At 53.4% G+C, this 21,603-nt stretch carries 19 protein-coding genes; 3 read left to right on the top strand and 16 right to left on the bottom strand.

Features of this window, described 5'->3' with window-relative positions; translation table 11 throughout:
• Nucleotides 1-14: 14 nt before the first annotated feature.
• Nucleotides 15-686 carry a CDP-diacylglycerol--glycerol-3-phosphate 3-phosphatidyltransferase gene (gene pgsA, locus HYS22_02205; GenBank protein ID MBI1908966.1) on the bottom strand — a complete coding sequence of 224 codons (672 nt, stop codon included), beginning with the start codon at nt 684-686 and terminating at the stop codon, nt 15-17.
• 59 nt (nt 687-745) lie between these two features.
• On the opposite strand from pgsA, the gene nadB reads away from it, so the two are divergent.
• Nucleotides 746-2,386, top strand: a complete 1,641-nt coding sequence (gene nadB / locus HYS22_02200; GenBank protein ID MBI1908965.1) for an L-aspartate oxidase — start codon at nt 746-748, stop codon at nt 2,384-2,386.
• On the opposite strand, the gene HYS22_02195 is transcribed toward nadB, so the two are convergent.
• From HYS22_02195 to dnaJ, 3 genes are read right to left on the bottom strand one after another with little or no spacing between them, the layout of a single operon-like run.
• Nucleotides 2,379-2,954 carry a hypothetical protein gene (locus HYS22_02195; GenBank protein ID MBI1908964.1) on the bottom strand — a complete coding sequence of 192 codons (576 nt, stop codon included), beginning with the start codon at nt 2,952-2,954 and terminating at the stop codon, nt 2,379-2,381. The two genes, nadB and HYS22_02195, sit on opposite strands and share 8 nt — an antisense overlap.
• Nucleotides 2,927-3,772: a lysophospholipase gene (locus HYS22_02190; protein ID MBI1908963.1), complete on the bottom strand. Its 846-nt coding sequence runs from the start codon at nt 3,770-3,772 to the stop codon at nt 2,927-2,929. Before HYS22_02190 ends, HYS22_02195 begins: the two co-directional genes overlap by 28 nt.
• Nucleotides 3,769-4,875: a molecular chaperone DnaJ gene (gene dnaJ, locus HYS22_02185; protein ID MBI1908962.1), complete on the bottom strand. Its 1,107-nt coding sequence runs from the start codon at nt 4,873-4,875 to the stop codon at nt 3,769-3,771. The genes HYS22_02190 and dnaJ overlap by 4 nt, the downstream gene beginning before the upstream one ends.
• Nucleotides 4,876-5,029: 154 nt before the next feature.
• On the opposite strand from dnaJ, the gene dnaK reads away from it, so the two are divergent.
• The gene (gene dnaK, locus HYS22_02180) at nt 5,030-6,934 is read left to right on the top strand and encodes a molecular chaperone DnaK (protein MBI1908961.1); all 1,905 of its coding nucleotides are present in this window, start codon (nt 5,030-5,032) and stop codon (nt 6,932-6,934) included.
• On the opposite strand, the gene HYS22_02175 is transcribed toward dnaK, so the two are convergent.
• The 5 genes from HYS22_02175 to HYS22_02155 form a co-directional block, all read right to left on the bottom strand.
• Nucleotides 6,915-10,580: a hypothetical protein gene (locus HYS22_02175; protein ID MBI1908960.1), complete on the bottom strand. Its 3,666-nt coding sequence runs from the start codon at nt 10,578-10,580 to the stop codon at nt 6,915-6,917. The two genes, dnaK and HYS22_02175, sit on opposite strands and share 20 nt — an antisense overlap.
• Before the next feature lie 111 nt (nt 10,581-10,691).
• Nucleotides 10,692-10,916 carry a DUF2752 domain-containing protein gene (locus HYS22_02170; GenBank protein MBI1908959.1) on the bottom strand — a complete coding sequence of 75 codons (225 nt, stop codon included), beginning with the start codon at nt 10,914-10,916 and terminating at the stop codon, nt 10,692-10,694.
• Between the two features lie 15 nt (nt 10,917-10,931).
• On the bottom strand, nt 10,932-11,300 hold the full coding sequence (locus HYS22_02165; GenBank protein MBI1908958.1) for a DUF4870 domain-containing protein: 369 nt from the start codon (nt 11,298-11,300) through the stop codon (nt 10,932-10,934).
• Between the two features lie 14 nt (nt 11,301-11,314).
• On the bottom strand, nt 11,315-13,117 hold the full coding sequence (locus HYS22_02160) for a long-chain fatty acid--CoA ligase (protein ID MBI1908957.1): 1,803 nt from the start codon (nt 13,115-13,117) through the stop codon (nt 11,315-11,317).
• Nucleotides 13,118-13,153: 36 nt separating this feature from the next.
• Nucleotides 13,154-13,633 (bottom strand): YraN family protein, encoded by a 480-nt coding sequence (locus HYS22_02155; protein MBI1908956.1) that lies wholly within the window; start codon nt 13,631-13,633, stop codon nt 13,154-13,156.
• On the opposite strand from HYS22_02155, the gene HYS22_02150 reads away from it, so the two are divergent.
• On the top strand, nt 13,574-13,765 hold the full coding sequence (locus tag HYS22_02150; GenBank protein ID MBI1908955.1) for a 50S ribosomal protein L28: 192 nt from the start codon (nt 13,574-13,576) through the stop codon (nt 13,763-13,765). The two genes, HYS22_02155 and HYS22_02150, sit on opposite strands and share 60 nt — an antisense overlap.
• A 3-nt stretch (nt 13,766-13,768) precedes the next feature.
• Here HYS22_02150 and HYS22_02145 read toward each other — a convergent pair whose 3' ends face one another.
• From HYS22_02145 to HYS22_02115, 7 genes are all read right to left on the bottom strand, one after another.
• Nucleotides 13,769-15,925: a bifunctional (p)ppGpp synthetase/guanosine-3',5'-bis(diphosphate) 3'-pyrophosphohydrolase gene (locus HYS22_02145; protein MBI1908954.1), complete on the bottom strand. Its 2,157-nt coding sequence runs from the start codon at nt 15,923-15,925 to the stop codon at nt 13,769-13,771.
• Between the two features lies 1 nt (nt 15,926).
• The gene (gene gmk / locus HYS22_02140; GenBank protein ID MBI1908953.1) at nt 15,927-16,472 is read right to left on the bottom strand and encodes a guanylate kinase; all 546 of its coding nucleotides are present in this window, start codon (nt 16,470-16,472) and stop codon (nt 15,927-15,929) included.
• The gene (locus tag HYS22_02135; protein ID MBI1908952.1) at nt 16,473-17,333 is read right to left on the bottom strand and encodes a YicC family protein; all 861 of its coding nucleotides are present in this window, start codon (nt 17,331-17,333) and stop codon (nt 16,473-16,475) included. It abuts the gene before it with no gap.
• 6 nt (nt 17,334-17,339) lie between these two features.
• Nucleotides 17,340-18,008 (bottom strand): FHA domain-containing protein, encoded by a 669-nt coding sequence (locus tag HYS22_02130; GenBank protein ID MBI1908951.1) that lies wholly within the window; start codon nt 18,006-18,008, stop codon nt 17,340-17,342.
• Nucleotide 18,009: 1 nt separating this feature from the next.
• Nucleotides 18,010-18,555 (bottom strand): OmpH family outer membrane protein, encoded by a 546-nt coding sequence (locus HYS22_02125; GenBank protein ID MBI1908950.1) that lies wholly within the window; start codon nt 18,553-18,555, stop codon nt 18,010-18,012.
• Between the two features lie 72 nt (nt 18,556-18,627).
• Nucleotides 18,628-20,916: an outer membrane protein assembly factor BamA gene (gene bamA, locus HYS22_02120; protein MBI1908949.1), complete on the bottom strand. Its 2,289-nt coding sequence runs from the start codon at nt 20,914-20,916 to the stop codon at nt 18,628-18,630.
• Nucleotides 20,910-21,602 carry an ABC transporter ATP-binding protein gene (locus HYS22_02115; GenBank protein ID MBI1908948.1) on the bottom strand — a complete coding sequence of 231 codons (693 nt, stop codon included), beginning with the start codon at nt 21,600-21,602 and terminating at the stop codon, nt 20,910-20,912. The genes bamA and HYS22_02115 overlap by 7 nt, the downstream gene beginning before the upstream one ends.
• Between the last annotated feature and the right edge of the window lies 1 nt (nt 21,603).

The following is a 21,603-nucleotide window of genomic DNA, read 5'->3' as shown; positions in this document are numbered from 1 at the left end:
TTTAGAGGCTTCCGTCAACTGGAAATCCCCTTGGGTGAATCACCCTTTGCAAAAACCTCCCTGAAGAAGCCGATGATGTAGTGGATTCCGGAACCGAGGGAAAGGAGGATCGTCATCACGATGAGGATGTTGGCGATTGCTCGGGTATTGAGGCCGAGGGCCGGGTAGTAGTAAATGAAAAACCCGAGGGCAAAGTTTTCCATGACCGTCTTGTATTTCCCCCATCGGGAGGCGGCGATCACAATCCCCTCATCGGCGGCGATCGCACGGAGGGTCGTGATGGCAATCTCTCTGGAGATCAGTATCAGGACAACCCACGCCGCAATCCGGCGAATCGGGATGAGGAGGATCAGGACTGCTGTGGAAAGAAGCTTATCGGCCAACGGGTCCAAAAATTTGCCGAAGGAACTGGTGAAGTTGTACCGACGGGCGTAATACCCGTCAACCACATCCGACAAGGCGGCCACGATAAAAATAACGGTGGCCAAAAAACTGGCAAAATGATCCCAGTGGTAAACCCTTGGGTGAATCACCCTTCCCCCGTCCGGATGGAGACTCATGAGGAGGAAGACAATGACCGGTATGGCGGCGATCCTCCCATAGGTGAGGTAATTGGGAAGACCCAGGAATTCTTTTCTTTCAAAACGGCGCCGACGAAAGAACGGTTTCTTCTCGAGCCATGCCATGGAACCGGGCTGAGTACCACTATTTGACATCCAAGGCAATGAAGATTAGAGGAACCACTATGGAATTAGAAACTGATTTTCTGGTGGTTGGCAGTGGGATCGCCGGCCTCTGGTTTGCCCTGGAAGCGGCTGAACAGGGCTCCGTCATCGTTGTCACCAAAAAAGATCAGGCTGAATCGAATACCAATTACGCCCAGGGGGGGATCGCCTCTGTCTTCAGTTCCCAGGATTCTTTTCAGTCCCATATTCAGGACACCTTGAACGCCGGCGCCGGGCTCTGCCGCCCTGAGGTTGTCCGAATGGTTATTGAAGAAGGGCCCCAGGAAGTGATGAAGATGGTTGAGCGGGGTGTTGCCTTTACCAGAAAAAATAAAGAGGAGTTTGATCTCGGACGGGAAGGGGGTCATTCAGCGCGAAGGATACTGCACGCCCAGGATATGACCGGCGCCGAAATAGAGCGGGCGCTCCTCAACCTTATTGCCAAAAATAAAAATATCTCCATGCTACAGCATCATTTTGGAATTGATCTGATTACAAGTCGTCAACTCGGGATTAGACCGCCGGAGGCAGGAGGTGAGGCCTGTCTCGGACTTTACCTGCTCGATCAAAAAACAAAGGTTGTGAAAACAATCCGGGCCAAGGTTACGCTTCTGGCAACCGGCGGGGCCGGAAAGGTCTACCTCTATACCTCAAACCCGGATATTGCCACCGGTGACGGGATGGCAATGGCCTACCGGGCCGGGGCCCGGATGGGTAACCTTGAATTTGTGCAATTTCACCCGACCTGTTTTTTTAACACCAGAGATTCCTATCCGAAGAGTGATTCATCCAACGGGAGACGTTTTCTAATTTCAGAGGCGGTCCGGGGTGAAGGAGCGGCACTCCGGCTGAAGAATGGCGAACCGTTCATGCAAAAATACCACCCGCAAAAGGAATTGGCCCCTCGCGATAGCGTAGCCCGGGCCATCGACTCCGAACTGAAAAGAACAGGGGACGACTACGTCCTCCTCGATATCACCGGCAAGCCGGCCTCCTTTATCAAGGAACGATTCCCCAATATTTACAACCAGTGCCTTCGTTACGGGGTCGATATCACAGCGGAGCCGATCCCGGTCGTCCCGGCGGCCCACTATTTTTGTGGAGGGGTTGTCACCGACAGCGATGGAAAAACCAGCATCGGTGGGCTTTATGCCGCTGGTGAAGTCTCCTGCACCGGTCTCCATGGGGCAAACCGCCTCGCCTCCAATTCACTTCTGGAGGCGGTGGTGTTTGCTAAACGGGCCGCAAAAGCAGCAATCCAAGAAATAAAAGAATACAGGCCCGAAGGGCCGTTGAGGGGGAGGCTCCATCCGGCTCTGCCGGTGGAGGGGGCGACGCGAGCCCCTGAAAACGACGAACAGATTGTAATCACCCACAATTGGGAAGAGATCCGGCGTCTGATGTGGCACTATGTGGGTATTGTTCGTTCCGACAAGAGGCTGGCAAGAGCCAAGGCGAGAATTGACCTGCTCCAGGAAGAGATCAAGGAGTATTATTGGAATTTTCGCTTAACCAGTGATCTCCTGGAACTTCGCAATATCGCCACGGTCGCTGATCTGGTCATTCAATGCGCCCAGGCAAGAAAGGAAAGTCGAGGACTCCACTATAATACTGATCATCCTGAAACCAGGCGGGAGTTTGAGAAGGATACGGTTATTTAACCTTCCACTCCAGTGTTGACGTCGCCGGGATCCCGATCATCCTGAGGGAAAATTCTTTCGTCTCCGGTGGCAGAAATTTGGCAAAGCGGATCCGGAAGGTCCGTGACCACTTGTCAATATAGGGGTAAAATTTTCGCTCCAGTTCGCCCGATTTGACAACCTCAATGGAGGGGGAAGAGTTTTCTCTTTCATCGGGAAGGGCCAGGACGATTCTCCAGAGTTTGAGATCTTTGCCGATATCGGACCACTGACCACTGCCGGTATAGAGTGCGACAAAGAAATCGTCGTAGACCGCCAACTCTTCTTCCTCCTTCTTCATCAGGGCCGCTTTTTCCTCCTCCCTCAACTGGTAAATGCGGGCCTGCTCCTCCACCCGTGCCTTGCGAAATTCAGCCCCCTGATAGGTGGCCTGCCAGACCATCCGGGCCTCAAAATTATCCCAGGAATAGGCAGAATCTTTCTCGGTCCATTTCTTGAGGGCCGCTTTATAAGGGGAACGGGCCTCGGCCATCAAAGAGAAAAGAACAACGACCAGTGCCCCTACAATTTTAATTTTTGTTCGAGCCATCGTTCGATATCCCCAAAGACCCTCTCCTGACCGATCTCGTTGAACAGCTCATGATAAAAACCGTCGTAGGTTTTCAGGACTTTATCCGAAATTGGGATCTTGTCAAAGAATTCTTCGGTGGCCGGACGGGAACAGATCTTGTCATCCCCAGCATGGAGAAAGAGGGAGGGGGTATCAAACTGCCCTGCCCTGTTCATCAACACCGCCTGGTTATCCAGGATCTCCTTTCCCAAACGAACGGTAATCTTTTTTGAGACAAGGGGATCACTGGTATAGGCCTTGACCACCGCAGGGTCGTGCGAAATATGATCCGGATTCAGATCATTCGGAAGCGACAGTTCCGGGAAAAATCGATCCACAAAATGGGCCAGCCTGACCTTGAGCGGCGAAATCGGAAAGGCGACCCGGATATTGGGAGAGGAAAAAATAGCGCCATCCATATTCCCCGGAAAGTCCAGACAGTAGTTCAAGAGCACCTGACCGCCGAAACTATGACCGATGACAAAGAGTTTTTGGCATTGTTCATTTTTTCGGACAAACCGGATGAGTTGATCGAGGTCCTCCAGAAGAAGGTCGAACCGGTCCACATGAGCCCTTGGGCCCGGACTCTTGCCATGCCCCCTCTGGTCATAACCATAGAGGGTGTAGTTTCGTGGGGAAAAATAGGTAACAAGATTTTTGTACCGGCCGCTGTGTTCACCGAGGCCATGGACAAAGATCAAGATTGTCTTCGGTGAAGAGACACGCCAGGCTTGATAATAGAGGGAAAAACCCTCGCCGGCGGGGCCGGTCCGAATCCTGGCTTCTTCGTAATTCAACTGAAAAACCCCTTTTTCTTTTTGGGGGAATGGGGTGTCACCCCTTCTTCACCGGAAAGCACGGCAAATTCGTGGAGCAGTTCCTCCTGACGTTTATTCAGGGGCCTCGGGGTCTTCACCAGGATTTTCAAGACCTGATCTCCCTTTTTTTGGCCCCTTAAGTGCGGGAAACCTTTTCCCTTCAGCACAATCGTCTCTCCATTTTCAATCCCCTTCGGGATCTTGACCTTTTCGTTGCCATAAGGGGTTGGCACCTCGATCTCACCGCCTAACGCCGCCTGGGTCATGGAAACAGGAATCTCACAGTAGATTGTATCCCCGTCCCTTTCAAAAAAATCGTGGCTTCCCACACGAACGAAAACATACAGATCCCCCGACGGCCCGTCATCCTGACCGGCCTCCCCCTCTCCCTGAAGGACGAGCCGAACACCGTTATCAATCCCGGGCGGGATCTTGATGGAGAGTTTCTTCGTTTTTTTGACCAACCCGGAACCACGGCAATCGGCGCAGGGGTGGCTGAGAATCGTCCCCTCCCCGTCACACCGGTCACAAGTGGCGCTGACCACAAAGAACCCCTGACGGTGCCCAATCTGGCCGCTCCCCTGACACTGAAGGCAGGTCTGACGGCTGGAACCGGCCGCCCCCCTACTACCGTGACAGGCGGTGCATTTTTCCTTTTTAGTGATCTCAATCTTCTTTTCAAGACCGGTGCAGGCCTCCAGGAACTCGATCCCGACCTCACAGGAGAGGTCTCCCCCGCGCCGGCTTCTTCCCCGACGCCCCCTCGAACTCCCTCCGAAACCGAAGAAGTCCTCAAAGATATCCCCGAAGGAGGAAAAAATATCGTCCACATTGGTAAACGGGTGAAACCCGGTGCCGTTCAAACCGGCATGACCAAAACGGTCGTAGCGCTCCCTCTTTTCGGCATCCGCCAGGACTTCGTAAGCCTCGGCCGCCTCCTTGAATTTTTCCTCTGATTGTTTGTCCCCGGGATTCCGGTCGGGATGGTATTTGAGGGCCAGCTGGCGATAGACTTTTTTGATCTCTTCTTGGGTCGCCTCCCTGGAAAGACCCAAGATCTCGTAATAATCCCTTTTCGCCATCGGGGTAAACTAATCGCTATTTTTTTAAAGTCAACACAGGATGGGGGGAAAGCTGTCCCTCCTTGACAAACCGGATTTCATGCCTAAATTACGCCTGCAACCCCAAGCGAGCATCCAGTTTAACTGGTGCGAGCGTAAAAAGGAGAGAGAAATCATGCCTAAAATCATAGGGATAGACCTCGGAACCACCAACAGCGTCGTGGCGGTGATGGAGGGGAAAGAGCCGAAGGTCATCGTCAACGAAGAAGGCTCGCGGCTCACCCCGTCGGTGGTCGCCTTTACCAAGGATGGGGAGGTGCTCGTTGGCCAGATCGCCAAGCGTCAGGCGATCACCAATCCGGACAACACCGTTTACTCCATCAAGCGGTTCATGGGACGAAAGTACGGAGAGGTTTCCGAAGAGATGAAGATGGTCCCCTACAAAGTCAACAAAAACTCCAACGGAGACGTCCTCGTGGCCATCCAGGGAAAGGAGTACAACCCCCCCGATATCTCGTCCAAGATCCTGATGAAGCTGAAAAAGGCGGCGGAATCGTATCTTGGGGAAAAGGTCACTCAGGCGGTGATCACCGTCCCCGCCTATTTTAACGACAGCCAGCGGCAGGCGACTAAAGATTCTGGAAAGATCGCCGGGCTTGAAGTTTTAAGGATCGTCAACGAGCCGACCGCCTCGGCCTTGGCCTATGGTCTGGACAAGAAGAAAAACGAGACGATCGCCGTCTACGACTTTGGCGGCGGTACTTTTGATATTTCGATCCTGGAGGTCGGCGAAAATGTCGTTGAGGTCATCTCCACCAACGGCGATACCCATCTCGGCGGTGACAACATTGACCACAGGGTCATCGATTACCTGATTGCCGAATTCAAGAAAGATCAGGGGATCGATCTTTCCCGTGACAAGATGGTCCTGCAACGTCTGAAAGAGGCGGCGGAGAAGGCCAAGATTGAACTCTCCAGCGTGCTGGAGACGGAGATCAACCTCCCCTTCCTGACCGCGGATGCCTCCGGTCCAAAACATATGAACATCCGGCTGACACGGGCCAAGCTGGAGGCGCTCTGTGAGGACCTGATCCTCCGGAGTTTAGAGCCGTGCAAAAAGGCATTGGCTGATGGCAAGAAGAAGGCCTCAGACATCCACGAAGTGGTCCTGGTGGGTGGTTCCACACGGATCCCACGAGTCCAGGAAGAGGTTAAAAAATTATTCGGGAGAGAGCCTCATCAGGGAGTCAATCCGGATGAGGTGGTCGCCCTCGGCGCCGCTGTCCAGGCCGGTGTGCTTTCCGGTGAAGTCAAAGACCTGCTCCTCCTCGACGTAACCCCCCTGACCCTCGGCATCGAAACCCTGGGGGGTGTTTCCACGGCGCTTATTGAAAGAAACACCACCATTCCTACGAAAAAGAGTCAGGTCTTCTCTACGGCGGCCGACAATCAGACCTCGGTGGAGATCCATATCCTTCAGGGGGAGCGACCGATGGCCAAGGATAACCGGACACTGGGCCGTTTCGTTCTGGACGGAATTCCCTCAGCCCCGCGTGGCCTGCCGCAGATTGAGGTCACCTTTGACATCGATGCCAACGGGATCCTGAACGTCTCCGCCAAGGATAATGCCACCAATAAAAAACAGCATATCACGATCACCGCCTCCAGCGGCCTCTCCAAGGAGGAGATCGACAAGCTGGTCAAAGAGGCCGCCTCCCACGAGGGGGAAGATAAGAAACGGAAGGAAGAGATCGAGGTGAGAAACCAGGCCGATGCCCTCGTCTACGGGACCGAAAAGACACTCAGTGAAAATAAAGATAAATTGGAGATTTCCCTCGTCAAGGAGATCGAAGACGCGATAGCCGACTGCAAAAAGGCGGTGGAAAAAGGAGAGGCGGACGAGATCAAAAAGAGTTCAGAATCTCTGATGAAATCCTCTCACAAGATGGCCGAGGCGCTCTACAAGGCGGCCGACAAGGGTGGTTCACCCGAGGGCGATTCGCCCAAGGGTGATTCACCCGGGGACAAAGGCAAAGACGACAATGTCGTGGATGCCGAGTTTACCGAAACAAAGGATTAACCCGTTCCCAGCGTACCCTTGCCAAATCCCTTGGGTGAATCGCCCTCTCCAGGGAGCCCTCCGGCAGGCGGCTACTCGGGTCGGTCTCTCTTAAAAAAAGGCGTGCCGCCGGTGTCAAAAGGTCCTGCCCTGGCAAGGGTGTGTCACCCTTGGGTGAATCACCCAAAGGAAAAGTCCGAAAAGAAGGGTCGGAAGGAGAGACCAATTCCTCCGGGGGAATCGATCCTTGAGCGAGTGTCCCTCCCGTTCCCCCCCCTGATCCGGAAGGATCGTCGTCATCCCGGTCCAGAATCCTTGCCAGCCTTAAAGTGAGGTCGCTCCGTTGCTGACGAACGCGGAGGAACACCAATTCCTGGGTAACGGTAAAACCACGCTGGTTCATACGATCAGAGACCTCTCTGTAAAAAAGGGCTAAATTCTCAATCCGGGAAAGTTCTCTTTCAAATCCTGTTTCTCCCTTTTCCAGCGCCGCGATCAACCTCTCCGCCTCTTCAAAGATGACCCGATCGGTATGGTTGACTATGCCGGCAGATCCAAAGAGTTCTGCCGGTCCCTTTCCAAATCGTTCCCTTTGATATCGTTCATAAAGAGCCCTGACCTGGTGGTAGTCGGCATGACCGACCCAATCGAGCACGGTTCCGGAATAAGGCCCTCCTTGAGAAGTAACAACCCGTCCAGAGTTCGGTCCCTCCCTCCCCGGGATTGGGGACCAGGAGATCTCTCGCCGCCTCGCTACAACCAGGAAAGTACGTTTTGTCAGGAGAGGGAAAAAAAACCCCTCTCTGGTAACAACCCTGGCCTCCCTAAAAAAACCTCCCTCCTTCAAACCCCCCTTGACCGCCTCGGCAAGCTCTCGATCCTCCGTCTCCAGCACGAACTCTCCCCCTGCTCTCAAGGCCTGCAGTCCCAGACCAACAACCCCTCGCCGATGAACTCCCATCTCCACCAACCGGTCCGCGTCAGAAACCGGGTAATCGGGGGGCAGGAGGGATTTCTCAAAATCCGGAATCAGGAGGCGATCCACCAACTCCCCCCTTTCAACGTGAAATTCAGCCGGATCGGCACGATGCCAGACGAGACGAGTCGGTCGTTTTTTATCAAGATCGACATTGGCGAAGTCGACACCAACCGCTTCCACAGGAAGGGCTTCATGCAAAAAGGAACGGCCGACAGGAAACCCGGGGGAGTTTTCCACAACCAGCGTCCTGCCCGCTTCCCACCCGGCCACGGTGAGATAATCTTTAAAGGAACTGGTCGGACGGGAAATAGCCCGTTCACGGCGGTAATTTCGAAGGCCATCCGCAAGAAGGACCAAAGCCTCGACCATCGCCTCAGGGCTGTTGACAAAGTTGCCCCTCCCCATCACCTCAGGATCATGAATCTCAAAGATCGATTCCAACCGGCCGGCAACCGCCTCCATTTCATCCCCGTTGCGGGTCATCCAGCGGAGGACAAACTGCAGGGTATCCAAGGCCCCCAAAAGGCGTCTCTCCCCCAATAAAGGGGTGGCCAAATGATTTGCCAGATGAGTGTCGAGATAAGAGACATAGGGATCAAAACCATAGACCAGGCGGAGGACTTTGCCCAGATTTCGGAGTGCCATTTCCGTTTCTGTTGAAGAAAGCTCTCCTGGTCCCGACCGTCCTCTTTTCAAACTCTCCCTGACAAAGGCCTTGACCGCCTCTTGTCTTTCAGGGTCGGGTAAGGGAACAGGGCCTTTTGGTGATCTCAACCGGCCGCCCTGAGCGGCGGTGGGACACCGGTAGATCACCACCCCTTCAGGCGTAACCGTCATGGTCAGAATCCCCATCCCTCGTAAATAGGTCAGGCTTGAATTCAATGAACCGGCAAGAGAGGGTTGCTCTCTCCTCACAAGCGCCTCCAGGGTTGAAAGTTCCAATTCGGGAACCACACCAAAGAGTTGGAGGACAAAGACAATCTCCTCTGAATGATAATGGGCAAACGATCGTATCGATTCCCAATGTTGACACAACTCGACCACAAACCTTCGATAGGAAAGGTCCAACTCCCTCAAACCGGAGGGGTCAAAACTGATCGAATGATCCTCTCCGAGGCGCCGGATCACTTCGTCACGAAATCTTTCGGCGATCCGGTCGAGTTCTCCGGCATAATCGGCAATATCGCCCCGCCGGGCTGAACGGGCCTCCAGACGGGCATCAATATCATACTCCCGTCTCAACCGATCCAATCGATCCTTCAATCGTTCACCTCTGCCAACCCGCCAACCCCCCATTCCCTCATCCAGGGATTCCAGGGATAAAAGTCCAGCCCTTCCGGTTTCGTAAAAATCAGAGGCTATTTCACGGGCGATTTCCTCAATCAATTCCGGCAGTGCGGGAGTTGTGAGACCCCTTTCATCCCGCAACGCGCCGGCCGCCGTAAATCGTGGTCTTTCTGTCTCTACGGCGGTGAGACTGGAAGTTTCCGGAATCCGGAGAGACCATCTCCCTTCTTCCCGGCGTTCCAGATAAGGGATGTTTTTGACACCGCGAAAACGGTAAAAATCTTCTACCCCCCTGACCCCCTCCAACCCTAATGCCCCTGTTCGGACCGGATCTCCAAGAAAATTGGCAGAGAGCCATCCCCCCTCTCGAAGATTAAGGACAATATTCCGCAGTGCGAGGGCCGACAGGTAATCATTGGCATCCCGATCAAAGCGGTTATCGGTCTTCAGGTAATAAAGGACATTCTCACAATCGACCCCGTCATAGCCAGTCGCCGGCAATGGATGGACCACAGACTGTCTTTGAAAATGAACCATGGCGAGGGCTTCTCGGGGAAGGGTCACTTCAAAGGCATGCGTTGCCTCCCCCGGCAGATCCCCCTCATCATCTGTTGTAACTTCCTGCCAGAATCTTCCAAAAACGGTCCTTGCGTAGGGCAAAAGATCTTCTGAGACAAAAAGAGTAAAACGATGTTCTTCTTCGCGGGACAATTTCTCAAAATAGGCCGCCACTTCCCCGTTACTGTCGATAACATCAATGCGGGAGTCCGGTCTCTTCTGCGCCAGGAGGGCCACCCATTCTAAAATTCTGTAGGCCTCCGGATGCCGATCCCGAACCCAGGGGGAATCAGCCGTCGCCGGATCGTGAAGGCCGGCACCGATAACGAGGACCTGGAAAGGATCCTCGGCAGGCCGCCGGTCTAGTTCTCTTTGAACGGCAAGGATCGCCCCCCGATTTTTCCCAACGGTCGTAAACCCCTCACCCAAGATAAAGGGGCGGTGAAGACTCCGGTTGTGCCCGACCAGTTTTCCCCTCTCTGTCCGATTCAGGATGGGATAACGAACACCGGGTCCCACCGGCAGGGCCGGTCCCACCAGTAATCCCCGAATGAGGGCCAGGGTTTCTGCGGCCGAGCGGTGGATCTCTTCCGGCGGATCCTCTTTCCCTCCCGAAGAACCTCCCGGCGGCGGGGGCGGGGTGGACGGCGGGGTTTCCCCACCCCCAATCGCACCAGGAGAAGCGGCAGTAGACGTTGGTCCACCACCGCCAATGAGTTGTAAGTAATCAAAACTGGAGCTTGTTGCAGAATCAACATAGAAAGACGAAACGGCGGGTCCTGGCTCCGGGTCCCCCTGTCCCTCGTGAATAAAAGTCTCCGGACCCGCCGAAAATGAGGCCACCCGCTCTGGCTCACGACAACAACTATTCCCAGGATTACAAGATTCGCCGCCCATGTTGAAAGCCCCGTCTTGCCAGGGCTTATCGGACAGAGCTTGGGAAGGTTGCGTGGTTTAGAGGGGGAAGAGAATCCTTAAAAACCATTGTCCAAAGAGGGCCACAAGAAAGGTGTGACCGACCCACTTTTGCCCGCGCCAGGGAAAGAGAAGGATGAGAAGAGGCCAGATCGGGAAGAGGTGGAACGATTCGGCAAATCGTAAATGCCCGACGGCCCAGAGGGCATGCAAAAACCCGCACCCCGGACAGGGAACCCCCAGGAAATATTGAATGGCACACATCCGTTCCTTACCTGCTTACTCTAAACCCGCCTTCCGCGCGGCAAAGTCACCGATATACGGGATCTTCCAGCGTTCCCCCTGGTAGGCCTTCACCAGACAGATGATCCAGAGGACAAACGCCGCCAAACCAGCTACCGGGACCAGAAGCCCCACAAGAACCCCCAGGAAACTGATGATCGCCCCCAGGAGCGCAGAAACGATCTCCAGGGCAATCACCAGGCCAATGTAGACAACCCCGAAGGCGGTCCCCTGCCAGGCATGAAACTGCACCTCCTTGTTCTCCTTTTCGACCAGTATCATAATGACACTGGTGATCGGGGCGCAAAGATAGGCCACAACACTGGCGATGTTCGGGGCCAGCCCGCTTCCTTTACTCTCCGTCATAAATCCTCCCTTTTTTAGTGTTCCCCATCCTGATAGAGTTTGTCCAAAACCTCCCTGTATTTCTCACTCACAAATCTTCTTTTGACCTTCAGCGTCGGCGTCAGCTCACCCGCTTCTTGCGTAAAGTCGTTCTCCAAAATGGCGAATTTTTTGATCGTCTCATAGGAGGGGAGTTTCTGATTTTTTTCTTCTATCGACTGTTTGATCAGGTTGTAAATCTGGGGGTGCCGCACCAGATCGCCGAAATGATGAAACGCGATCCCCCTTTCAGAGGCAAATTTCTGCACCTCCGCCTGATTGAGAGTGACCAGCGCCGAAAGATATTTTCTCTTGTCCCCATGAATCATGACCTGGCTGATATACGGGTCCATTTTGATCAGGTTTTCCAAATTTTGGGGAGCGATATTCTTGCCGGCGGCAGTGACGATAATATCTTTTTTCCGATCGGTAATAGTCAGGTAACCCTCGGCATCCATCAGGCCGATATCTCCCGTACGAAACCATCCTTCCCCATCGACCGCCTCCCGGGTCGCCTCCGGTTTCCGGTAATACCCCTTGAAGACCATCGGACCCCGGACCAAGATCTCCCCGTCGGGTGCGATTTTTTCCTCAACCCCCAGGGCCGGACGGCCGACTGTGCCAAAACGGTAATCGTTGGGGGAATTGCAGTTGATGGCCGCCGTCGTTTCCGTCAAACCATACCCTTCCAGGATAAGAAGCCCCATGGCATGGAAAAACTCGGCAATCTCCCGGGACAAAGGAGCCCCGCCGGAAATAGAAAACTCGAGGCGTCCACCGAGCTTCTGCAAAATTTTTCCGAAGACCAGCCGCCGCGCGAGGGAGTACTGTACCTTCAGTGAGAGGGGAACCCCTTCTCGCCTTTGAAGTTTCTGACTGACCTGACGTCCCACCTGAAGGGCCCAGGCAAAGATCCCTTTTTTTATCGGGGAACCGGCCTGGACCTGGGACTGGACCCGTTCATAAACTTTTTCAAAAATCCGGGGGACGCTGACAATAAAGTGTGGGCGGACCTCGGCCAAGTTGTCGATCAATTTGTCGATACTTTCTGCATAGGCGTTGACAAAACCGGCCTTCAGCTGAAAAAACTGGATCGCCCGGGCCACAATATGGGCGAGCGGCAGAAAACAGAGACCAACCTGATCCGGCGACAGAGAGATGATCTTCATGCAGGCCTCGACCTCCCCAACGATATTGCCATGGGTGAGGATCGCCCCCTTCGGGTTTCCGGTCGTCCCGGAGGTATAAACAATCGTTGCCATGTCTCGTGGTTCGATTGCTTTTTTGGCCTTTTCCCAGACTGATCCTTTCTCTTGGGCCTCTTTGGCACCCGACTGACAGAGGGCCTCGAGGGTAGTGATGAGGGGCAAAAATTCCGAAGCCCCTTCCATGAGTATTAATTTCTGGAGTTGGGGGAGAGAGGACTGAACCGACTGGATCTTCTTTGCCTGGGCCTCCCCCTCGACGAAAACAACCTTCGCCCCGGCATCCTCAATAATATACTGCGCCTGTTCGGCCGTGTTCGATTGATAGATCGGAACCGTCACCCCCCCTAAAGAGAGGATCGCCAGATCACAGAGGGTCCACTCCAGACGGGTGGCCGAAAAAAGGGCGACCGTATCCCCTTTCCGGACCCCCAACTGGGAAAGACCGAGTGAGATCGCCTCAACCTGCCGGGAGGCCTCTTCCCAACTCATCGATTGCCACGAACCGTTCTTTTTATATTGAAAACAGGTCTTGCCCGCGAACCGGTCGCAACTCTCGGAAAAAATATCGAGGATAGTTTGTGGAGGACTCACGTTCTCCACGAATATAATCTCTCCAACCAACAATGTCTAGAATAAATTAGTAAATTCAACCATTTCACAGGTCGCCCGGGATTGTGAAAGATCGACGGCAATGACGGCAAAACGGATCTCCCGATCCGGTCCCTTTTTTTTCATCAGATAAAATTGGGCCACCTTGAAAATCTTTCTCTGTTTCCTCTGATCCACCGCCTCGAGCGGTGAACCAAAATCGTAGGAACGGCGTGTTTTTACCTCCGCAAAAAGGAATTTCCCGGCTGTCGCGGCAATGATGTCGATCTCTCCCAATCGACAGCGGAAGTTGGTCTCCAGGATCTTGAAACCAAGCCGCTTGAGGTGGGCCGCCGCCAAGGCCTCCCCTTCTTTCCCGAGAGCGATTCGCTCGGGAGCGATTCGCTCAGGAGCGATTCGCTCTTGACTCACCGCCCCTCCCCTGTTAGAAGCCCCCCCATGTCTTTCTCCTGTTTCATCTGCGGAAAAGGAAAAGTATCCGGTAACAAGGTGAGCCATTCCAACAACAAAACCCGGAAATACTTTTACCCCAACCTTCAGCAACTTCGGGCCGTCATCGGCGGAAGGGTCAAAAGAATCGTTGCCTGCACCCGCTGTCTCCGTTCCGGCCTCGTGAAAAAAGCGGCGTAACCCCTACTGACCCTTTAACCGCTCCACCGAAATAACCCCCTTGACCTTTTCTAAGGATTTGATCACCGAAAAAAGGTGTGAGAGGTTTTCCACACCCAGGTCAAAGACATTGATCGCCTTCTGGTCAGGGGTCGTCCGACAGGAGGCGTGAGAAATATTCGCCCCCTGGGATGAAATCGATTTGCTGATCTCGGCCAACAGACCCGGTTTATCAACACAGACCACCCGGACCTTCGCCAGACTGAACATCCCTTTCGCCTTGGAATCCCACTTCACCTCCACCCGCCGGGCGGGATCCGATTCCATGACCTTGGGGCATTCCAGGGAATGGACTTTCACCCCTTGGCCCCTGGAAATAAAACCGATAATACTGTCCCCCACAATCGGGTTGCAACACCGCCCAAAGGTCACCAGGATGTCGTCATGCCCGCCGACACGAACCATCCCCCTTGTTTTCTCCACCGCCTTTTTGAAAAAGCGGGTGAGGGGTAAATCCCCATCCGCCTTGGTCTCCACCATCTTCTCAGGGGGAAGGAGCGAGACAACCACCTGACGAGGGGTCACTTTTCCATAACCAACGAGTGACAAGAAATGGGTTTTGTCCTTGAACCCCCCTTTTTTTAAAAAGTTGTCAAACAGGTCTGATTTCTGCATGCGGGAAAAATCCTCCCCGAATTTCTGGAACTCCTTGGCCAGTATCTCCTCCCCCAAAAACTGGCTCCTCTCCCGTTCTTCATCCCGCAGGTACTGACGAATCTTCGCCTTGGCCCGCGAGGTATGAACCGATTTCATCCAGTCCTTTGAGGGGTGATGGTTGGGAGAGGTGATGATCTCGACCGTATCGCCGCTCTTCAAGAGATAGCGCAACGGAACGATCCTTCCATTAATCCTGGCCCCCACGCACCGGTGGCCGATATCGGTGTGGACCGAATAGGCAAAATCGATCGGCGTCGAACCCCTGGGAAACTCCCGAATATCTCCCTTGGGGGTAAAAACATAGACATCGGAGGCAAAGAGGTCCAGCTTGACCGTATCCAGGTATTCCGCGGGATCCATCAACTCCTTTTGCCACTCTAAAAATTGGCGCAGCCAGCGGAACTTGATCTCATCTTTGTTGGCAACTCCCCCCTTCTCCTTGTACTTCCAGTGCGAGGCGATCCCCCACTCGGCCATCTCATGCATCTCCCGCGTCCGGATCTGGAACTCCATCCTTTGGCCCCCTTTGCCGATCACGGTGGTATGAAGGGACTGGTAGTTGTTCGCCTTCGGCATCCCGATATAATCCTTAAAGCGGCCGGGAACCGGTTTCCAGAGGGAGTGGATGAGCCCCAGCGCCTCGTAACACTGCTGGACATTGTTGACCATGACACGAAAGGCGATCAGGTCGTAGACCTGTTCGAACTCAATTTTTTGTTCTTCCATCTTGCGGTAGGTGCTGTACGGGTGTTTGAGCCGGCTCTGGACCTCGGTTGGAAGATTATACTCTTTCAGTTTTCCCCGGAGAACCTCTTCCACCTCTTCTAAGGTTTTGTCGCTCTTTTTTTTCAGCTCGACCGTTTTTCCCTCAATCTGTTTCCAGATATCCGGTTTGAGGAAATAGAAAGACAGATCCTCCAGTTCGGTCTTGATCTCCTGCATTCCGAGACGGCCGGCAATCGGGGCGTAAATATCCAGTGTCTCCTGGGCGATCCTCATCTGTTTATTTTCCGTCATGTATTTCAAGGTTCGCATATTATGGAGCCGATCGGCGAGTTTGACCAGAATGACCCGGACATCCTCGGCCATGGCGATGAACATCTTGCGGAAATTCTCGGCCTGCCGCTGTTCCTTGGAGGTGAAATCAATCTTCGAAAGTTTGGTCACGCCGTCCACGAGGGCGGTCACCTCCTTGCCAAAGAGCTGTTCGATTTCCGGCAGGGTTGTCAGGGTATCTTCAACCGTGTCGTGTAACAGACCGGTGGCGATACTGGGGGCATCCAAACGCATGCCGGCGAGAACAGAGGCGACCTCGAGGGGATGCACCAGATACGGCTCCCCGGACTGCCGTTTTTGCCCCTGATGAACCTTGGCGGAAAAAACATAGGCCTTTTTGATAAGATCAAAATCGGCGCCGGGATTGTACCGGCTGACATTTTCCAGGATTTCCTCTAACCGGACCACATTATCCTTTCTTCCGGATTACTTCCTTGAGACGGGTCAGGGCCTTCTCAATAGTGTCATTGATGATAACATAATCATAGCGGTCTTTCTCGGCAATTTCGCACTGGGCACGGGAGAGCCGTTTTCTCAAAATTTCTTCCGGCTCCGTGGCCCTCTCTTTCAGGCGTTTTTCCAGATCCCCCAGTGTCGGTGGCATCAGAAAGATCAAAAGGGCCTTTGGTTCTTTTTGCTTCAGGTTCCTGGCCCCCTGGGTATCGATATCCAAAAGGGTGTCATACCCTTCCGCCTCGTTCCGCAAAATCTGGGATTGACGCGTGCCATAAAACTCCCCGTGGACCTCGGCGGATTCAATAAACTCGGCCTTTTCCCTCATCCTCTCAAATTCTGCCGGTGTTATGAAAAAATAGTCAACCCCCTCTTTTTCACCCCGTCTCGGGGGGCGGGTGGTGTAAGAAACAGAGAGGCGGATCCTGGGACATTCCTGAAGGAGCTTTTTGATGAGGGTGGTCTTGCCTGTGCCCGATGGGGCTGAGATAACGAACAGCATTTATTCTATATTCTGTATCTGTTCCCTGATCTTTTCCAGTTCACTCTTGAAGAGGATCACCCCTTGGGTCAACTTGGCGTTCTGGGACTTCGACCCGACGGTATTGATCTCACGAACCATCTCCTGACTCAAAAAATCCAGCTTGCGGCCGACCGGTTCCCGGGAAGAAAGAAACTGGCCAAACTGGGCCAGATGACTCTTCAAGCGGGTGATCTCCTCGGTAATATCGACCCGATCAGCAAAAATGGCCGCTTCTGTCACAATTCGTTCTTCACTCACGGAAATCGCCCCTGTCAATTCCCCCAGTTTTTCCCTAAGCCTTTTCTTATAAACCTCCGCCGCCGTGTGGGATTCTTTTTCAATCCGCACCACCAGTCGGACAAGGACGGAGAGGCTCTTCTTTAACCATCGCCCCAGAGTAGCCCCCTCCCGAAAACGCATTTTTTCCAATTCGGCCAGGCTTCCCTCAACGGTCTTGAGGAGGAAAGGGGCGATCTGTTCGCAGGAATTTCTTTTCCTGGAAAAGAGGTCCCTGCAGGCGATCAGATGATCCAAAGTGACTCCCCCTTCCAGCCTGAGATCCTTTTTCATTTTTTTGAGGAGGGAAGCCACTTTTTGTGCCTCGTTCCCCTCAAAGGGGAGATCGGTCGTTGCAGAGTCTTCGCGGATCGTCACATCGATCCTCCCGCGTGCAAACCGCCTTCTGGCCTTTGAAAGGATCTCCCTTTCCAGAAAAAGATATTGGGAAGGCATCCGGACATTCACCTCAGCGTAACGGTGATTAACCGACTTGGCCTCTACAGAAAAAACAGCCCCCCGAAAAGAATCTTTCTTCAACCCGAACCCTGTCATGGATCGCATACGTAATTATCCCATTTGAAAACGGATCTTGGTTCCGCCAATCGCGATCAGGTCACTCTCCTTCAGGAGCCGTGACTCCACCTCCACACCATTCACATAGGTCCCATTTTTGCTGACCAGATCCAGAATTCCGACGCCGGAATCCCCGAAAAAGATCATCGCATGAAGGCGGGAGACAGAAACATCATCCAGCGGCCAGTCGGCAAGCCTCCTGAAGGAACCGAGATCCCCCGATCCCCTTTCCTTTTTTTCAAATTGCCGGCCGATGTAATTCATCACCAGTTTCTTGGAAAAATCGTCGAGAGAAGCGGCTGATTCCACGCTAAAGACCTGGGTCTTTTCCTTGTCGTCCAGGGAACGACCGATCGCCTTGCAGGTTGACTTCTCAAGTCTCACCACCTTGCCGCTGTTTTTCCCCTCTACAACGGTAAAAACGGCGACCTTCTGGCCGCCCGGAATCGGTGCATAGTTGAGAGAAGGCTCTCTGATCGAGGGGGAAGAAACCTGTTCCTCCCAGGACAATGTCTCTTCGGAAAGGAAAACAGGCATTCCCTCCTTGATCGGGAAGAGGAGCTGACACCCCTCACAACCCAGCGTCTCATCACGGATCAATTGCAACTCCCCCTTGCATTGAGGACAGGCAAGGACGGAAAGGAGTTCAGCATTGAAGCCCATTTTAATTGATGTTCAGGTTCCCCTTGTAGCGCTGGTTATAGAGGGAGATGATCTTGTCGGTAAGATCGTCCTTGCTGGCGGTGTAGATAACGGCATCCTGGGATCCCTCGACGATGAGGGTGTAATTTTCCTTCTGGCCAACCTCGGCAACCAGTTTACGAAGATTTTCCAGAATCAGACTCGTCATTTTTCCTTCCTTGGTCATCAGGTCCTGGCGAAAATCGCCCAGATTTTTCTGGATCTCCATCACCTTGGTCTTGTAATCATTCTCCTTGCTTCTCAGGGCTTCTTCGGACATCACCAGTTTCTGTTTTTCGACATCGTCACGGATCCTCTTCAGCTCATTCTGCTGAAGATCGAGCTTCTTCTGTTTGGTATCAAACTCCGCCTTCAGGGCCTCCTTCGCCTTTTTACCCTGCTCGACCGAATTGAGACATTTCTGAAAATTAACAAGCCCTATCTTAATGCCACTACTCTCCGCCGCCCCGACAACGGGTGCGAAGCTGGCCAAGAAACAAACAACCCCCATTACCGCTCGCTTACGCATAGTCTTACCCCTCCCTTTTGTAGGGGGACAGGTAACCAAAAATAACCTTGGAAAACAAGGGGAAAAATGCGGCTAAAAAAATGATCCGATGGTAAAATTAAATACGACATCATCCTCCCCGCGGCGGGCATCGATCGGGATCCCCCACTCGAATCGCATCGGGCCAAAGGGGGAGTTCCACCGGAGTCCAAAACCGTAATCGGACCGGAGATTTGTCAGCGAATACTGTTCCTCCTCCGAAAAGGCGTTACCGGCATCAAAGAAACTGACGATTTTGAAACCGGCCGGGTCATAAAGCGGGGCCTCGATCTCAAAGTTGAATTGGACCATCTTGTTGCCGCCAATGACAAATTCGGCATCCCCCCCCTGGGGAGCGGTCGGCACCTGGACCTTGGGACCGATCGAACGCGGAAAGAAGCCGCGGAGGGAATTAACACCCCCCTGAAAGTACCGTTCAAACAGCGGAACCGGCAGGTTGTTGAGGCTCCGGATATAACCCAACAGGGCATTCGTCTTGAAAATAACCTTCCAGAAGAGCGGATGGTAAAACCGGCTGTTCGCCGTCAGGCGGTAGAAATCGTTATCCCCTCCCAGTTTTTCGCCGGAAAATTCGCTGGTGAACTGGTTGTAGGTCCCCTTAGAGGGGAAGAGCCGGTTGTTCCGCGTGTCCCGGATAAAGGTAAACCCGAGAGAGGACGTCAACCCTCCCAGGGTCTCCCCAAAGGGATAGGGAACAACCGTGGAAAAATCGCTGGCATTGACCTTTTCCGCCTCATAGGTCAGGCGAAGAGAGGAATATTCAAAGATGTGGCGCCCCAAACTGAGAGAACCACCGAAGGAATCGCGGCTAAAATCGGTGAAACGGTTGACCGTCCGGTAACCGGAGAGTCCCAGAATCCACTCACTGTCCAGAAAATACGGATCCTCAAAAGAGAGGATAAAGAGTTGGCGTCGTGAAGAAAGCTCCGTCGAAAACTGCCCCGTCACCCCATAGCCGAAAAAGTTGGCCTTGCTGATGGAGGCGTTGAAAATAAAATTTTCCACCGATGAAAACCCGGCGCCGATGCTGAAGGTGCCGGTCGGCTTTTCCTTGACGGTAATGTTCAGGACAATTTTGTCATCTGCACTCCCGCGCGGTGTCGCAAAGTTGACCTCCTCAAAATACCCCAGCGCCTCCAGCCTTTGCCGCGACTCTTTCAGGGCGGTCTCACTGTACAGGCTGTTTTCCTTCACCTTGAGTTCCCGGCGGATGATCTTGTCCCGCGTGATCGCATTGCCTGAAATATTGATCCTTTCGATCTGAATCCGGCTCCCCTTCTCCACCTTGTAGGTGATGGAGGCGGTCCGGGTGGCATCATCGGGGAGTGTGATCGGGTTGAAGCTGGCAAAGGCATAGGCATGGTCCCCATAGAGGGTGGAGAGCATCTGGATATCCTCTTCCACATTCTTCCGTGAATAATACTGCCCTGGTTTGGTCACCATCTTTTTGATCAGCTCCTGTTTGGTCGTCAGGATCTCTCCTTCCATATCAATCGAACGGATCTTGTACCTTTCCCCCTCCGTCACGGCGAAGGTGAGAAAAAGCCACTGTCGGTCGCGGGAGAGAGAAACCCTCGGTTTCTCCACCTTGACCTTGAGGTAACCATTGTTCAGGTAGTGGTAAACGAGGAGAGCGGCATCTCTCTCCAAAAACTCTTCCTGATATTTCCCGGAGCTGGAGAGCCATGAAAAATACCCCTTTTCCTTCGAGTGGATGACTTTTTTCAGCTTCTTGTCATTGAAATGTTTGTTCCCGATGAAGTTGATCCGTTTGATCCGGATTCCCGGCCCCTCCCGCACATGGAAAAACAGCTCCTGGCCCGGCCCTTCCCCATCCTTTTTCAATTCCGTGGTGATGGTGACGAGATGGTAGCCATCCTGCGCATACCGACGGATCATCTTCTGGATGGAGGAGGCGACTTTTGCGGGGTTCAGGACTTCATACGGTTTGATCTCAAGATCTTCACGAAGCTTCTCCTCCTTGATTTTCTTGTTTCCCTTGAAGAGAATCTTTGTGATCTCTCCCTTCTCCTCCAGGCGGTAGGTCAGAACCAGCCCCTTCTCGGTCATCTCCCTCACCACCTCGATTCCGCGGAAGAGCCCCAGTTTGTAAAGATACTCAATATCCCGACGGACCCTCTCCTCCGAGAAGGTCATCCCTTCCTTTGTCTCCATGGTGGCGCGGATGGCCGACTCTTCGGCCTTCTTGTTTCCCTCCACCTTGATTGTGCGGACAAGGGCGATTCGCCCGAAGGAAATCGCCAGGACGGACGGGGACCAGAGGAGCAAAAGGCAGACGGCAAGGAAGACCCGTTTCAACATGCTTGCAGTGTCCCGTCCTTCAACCGAAGAGAACGAACGGTGGTCCTCCCTTTGGCCCGTTGGATCAAATCTTCATTATGGGTCACGATAACCAGCGTGACCTTTTTCTGAAGGTGGGCCTCCAGCAAGAGATCGATCAGCTTCAGACCGGTTTCCGTATCGAGATTCCCTGTCGGCTCGTCCGCCAGCAACAAACAGGGTTCAGTCACCAGGGCCCTGGCAACGGCCACCCTTTGTTGTTCCCCACCGGAGAGCTCGGATGGCCGGTGCCCCTTTCGCCCCCCCAACCCCAACTGATCCAATACCTGGGAAGCCTTAAGGCTGGCCTGATTCCTTTTTTCGCCACGGATCAAAAGCGGCATCATCACATTTTCAAGCGCCGTAAAATCCCCCAAAAGGTAATGAAACTGAAAGACAAACCCGATTTTTTGATTACGAAACCGGGCCAGCGCCTCTTCCCCTCTTTGAAACAACCCCTCCCCTTCATAAAGAATAGTCCCCGAAGACGGGACATCCAGCGACCCCAAAAGGTGGAGGAGTGTGCTTTTACCACTCCCTGAGGCCCCAAGGATAAAAAGACATTCCCCGGCAAAGAGGGTCAGATTGACCCCTTTGAGGACGGAGAGTTCCTGGCTCTCCAAAAAATAACTCTTGGTAAGGTTATGAACTTCGATAAGCGGCGACATT

This window comes from Deltaproteobacteria bacterium (assembly GCA_016177765.1).
Classification (GTDB): domain Bacteria; phylum UBA10199; class UBA10199; order JACPAL01; family JACOUP01; genus JACOUP01.
This window is presented reverse-complemented; position numbering and strand designations above follow the sequence as displayed.

Excerpts from the sequence above, each read along its gene's own strand:
- HYS22_02125 (MBI1908950.1), bottom strand. The coding sequence starts at position 18,555 with ATGCGTAAGCGAGCGGTAATGGGGGTTGTTTGTTTCTTGGCCAGCTTC.
- bamA (MBI1908949.1), bottom strand. The coding sequence starts at position 20,916 with ATGTTGAAACGGGTCTTCCTTGCCGTCTGCCTTTTGCTCCTCTGGTCC.
- HYS22_02150 (MBI1908955.1), top strand. The coding sequence starts at position 13,574 with ATGTCTTTCTCCTGTTTCATCTGCGGAAAAGGAAAAGTATCCGGTAAC.
- HYS22_02155 (MBI1908956.1), bottom strand. The coding sequence starts at position 13,633 with ATGGCTCACCTTGTTACCGGATACTTTTCCTTTTCCGCAGATGAAACA.
- HYS22_02195 (MBI1908964.1), bottom strand. The coding sequence starts at position 2,954 with ATGGCTCGAACAAAAATTAAAATTGTAGGGGCACTGGTCGTTGTTCTT.
- gmk (MBI1908953.1), bottom strand. The coding sequence starts at position 16,472 with ATGCTGTTCGTTATCTCAGCCCCATCGGGCACAGGCAAGACCACCCTC.
- dnaK (MBI1908961.1), top strand. The coding sequence starts at position 5,030 with ATGCCTAAAATCATAGGGATAGACCTCGGAACCACCAACAGCGTCGTG.
- pgsA (MBI1908966.1), bottom strand. The coding sequence starts at position 686 with ATGGCATGGCTCGAGAAGAAACCGTTCTTTCGTCGGCGCCGTTTTGAA.
- HYS22_02135 (MBI1908952.1), bottom strand. The coding sequence starts at position 17,333 with ATGCGATCCATGACAGGGTTCGGGTTGAAGAAAGATTCTTTTCGGGGG.
- HYS22_02130 (MBI1908951.1), bottom strand. The coding sequence starts at position 18,008 with ATGGGCTTCAATGCTGAACTCCTTTCCGTCCTTGCCTGTCCTCAATGC.
- dnaJ (MBI1908962.1), bottom strand. The coding sequence starts at position 4,875 with ATGGCGAAAAGGGATTATTACGAGATCTTGGGTCTTTCCAGGGAGGCG.
- HYS22_02170 (MBI1908959.1), bottom strand. The coding sequence starts at position 10,916 with ATGTGTGCCATTCAATATTTCCTGGGGGTTCCCTGTCCGGGGTGCGGG.
- HYS22_02115 (MBI1908948.1), bottom strand. The coding sequence starts at position 21,602 with ATGTCGCCGCTTATCGAAGTTCATAACCTTACCAAGAGTTATTTTTTG.
- HYS22_02165 (MBI1908958.1), bottom strand. The coding sequence starts at position 11,300 with ATGACGGAGAGTAAAGGAAGCGGGCTGGCCCCGAACATCGCCAGTGTT.
- nadB (MBI1908965.1), top strand. The coding sequence starts at position 746 with ATGGAATTAGAAACTGATTTTCTGGTGGTTGGCAGTGGGATCGCCGGC.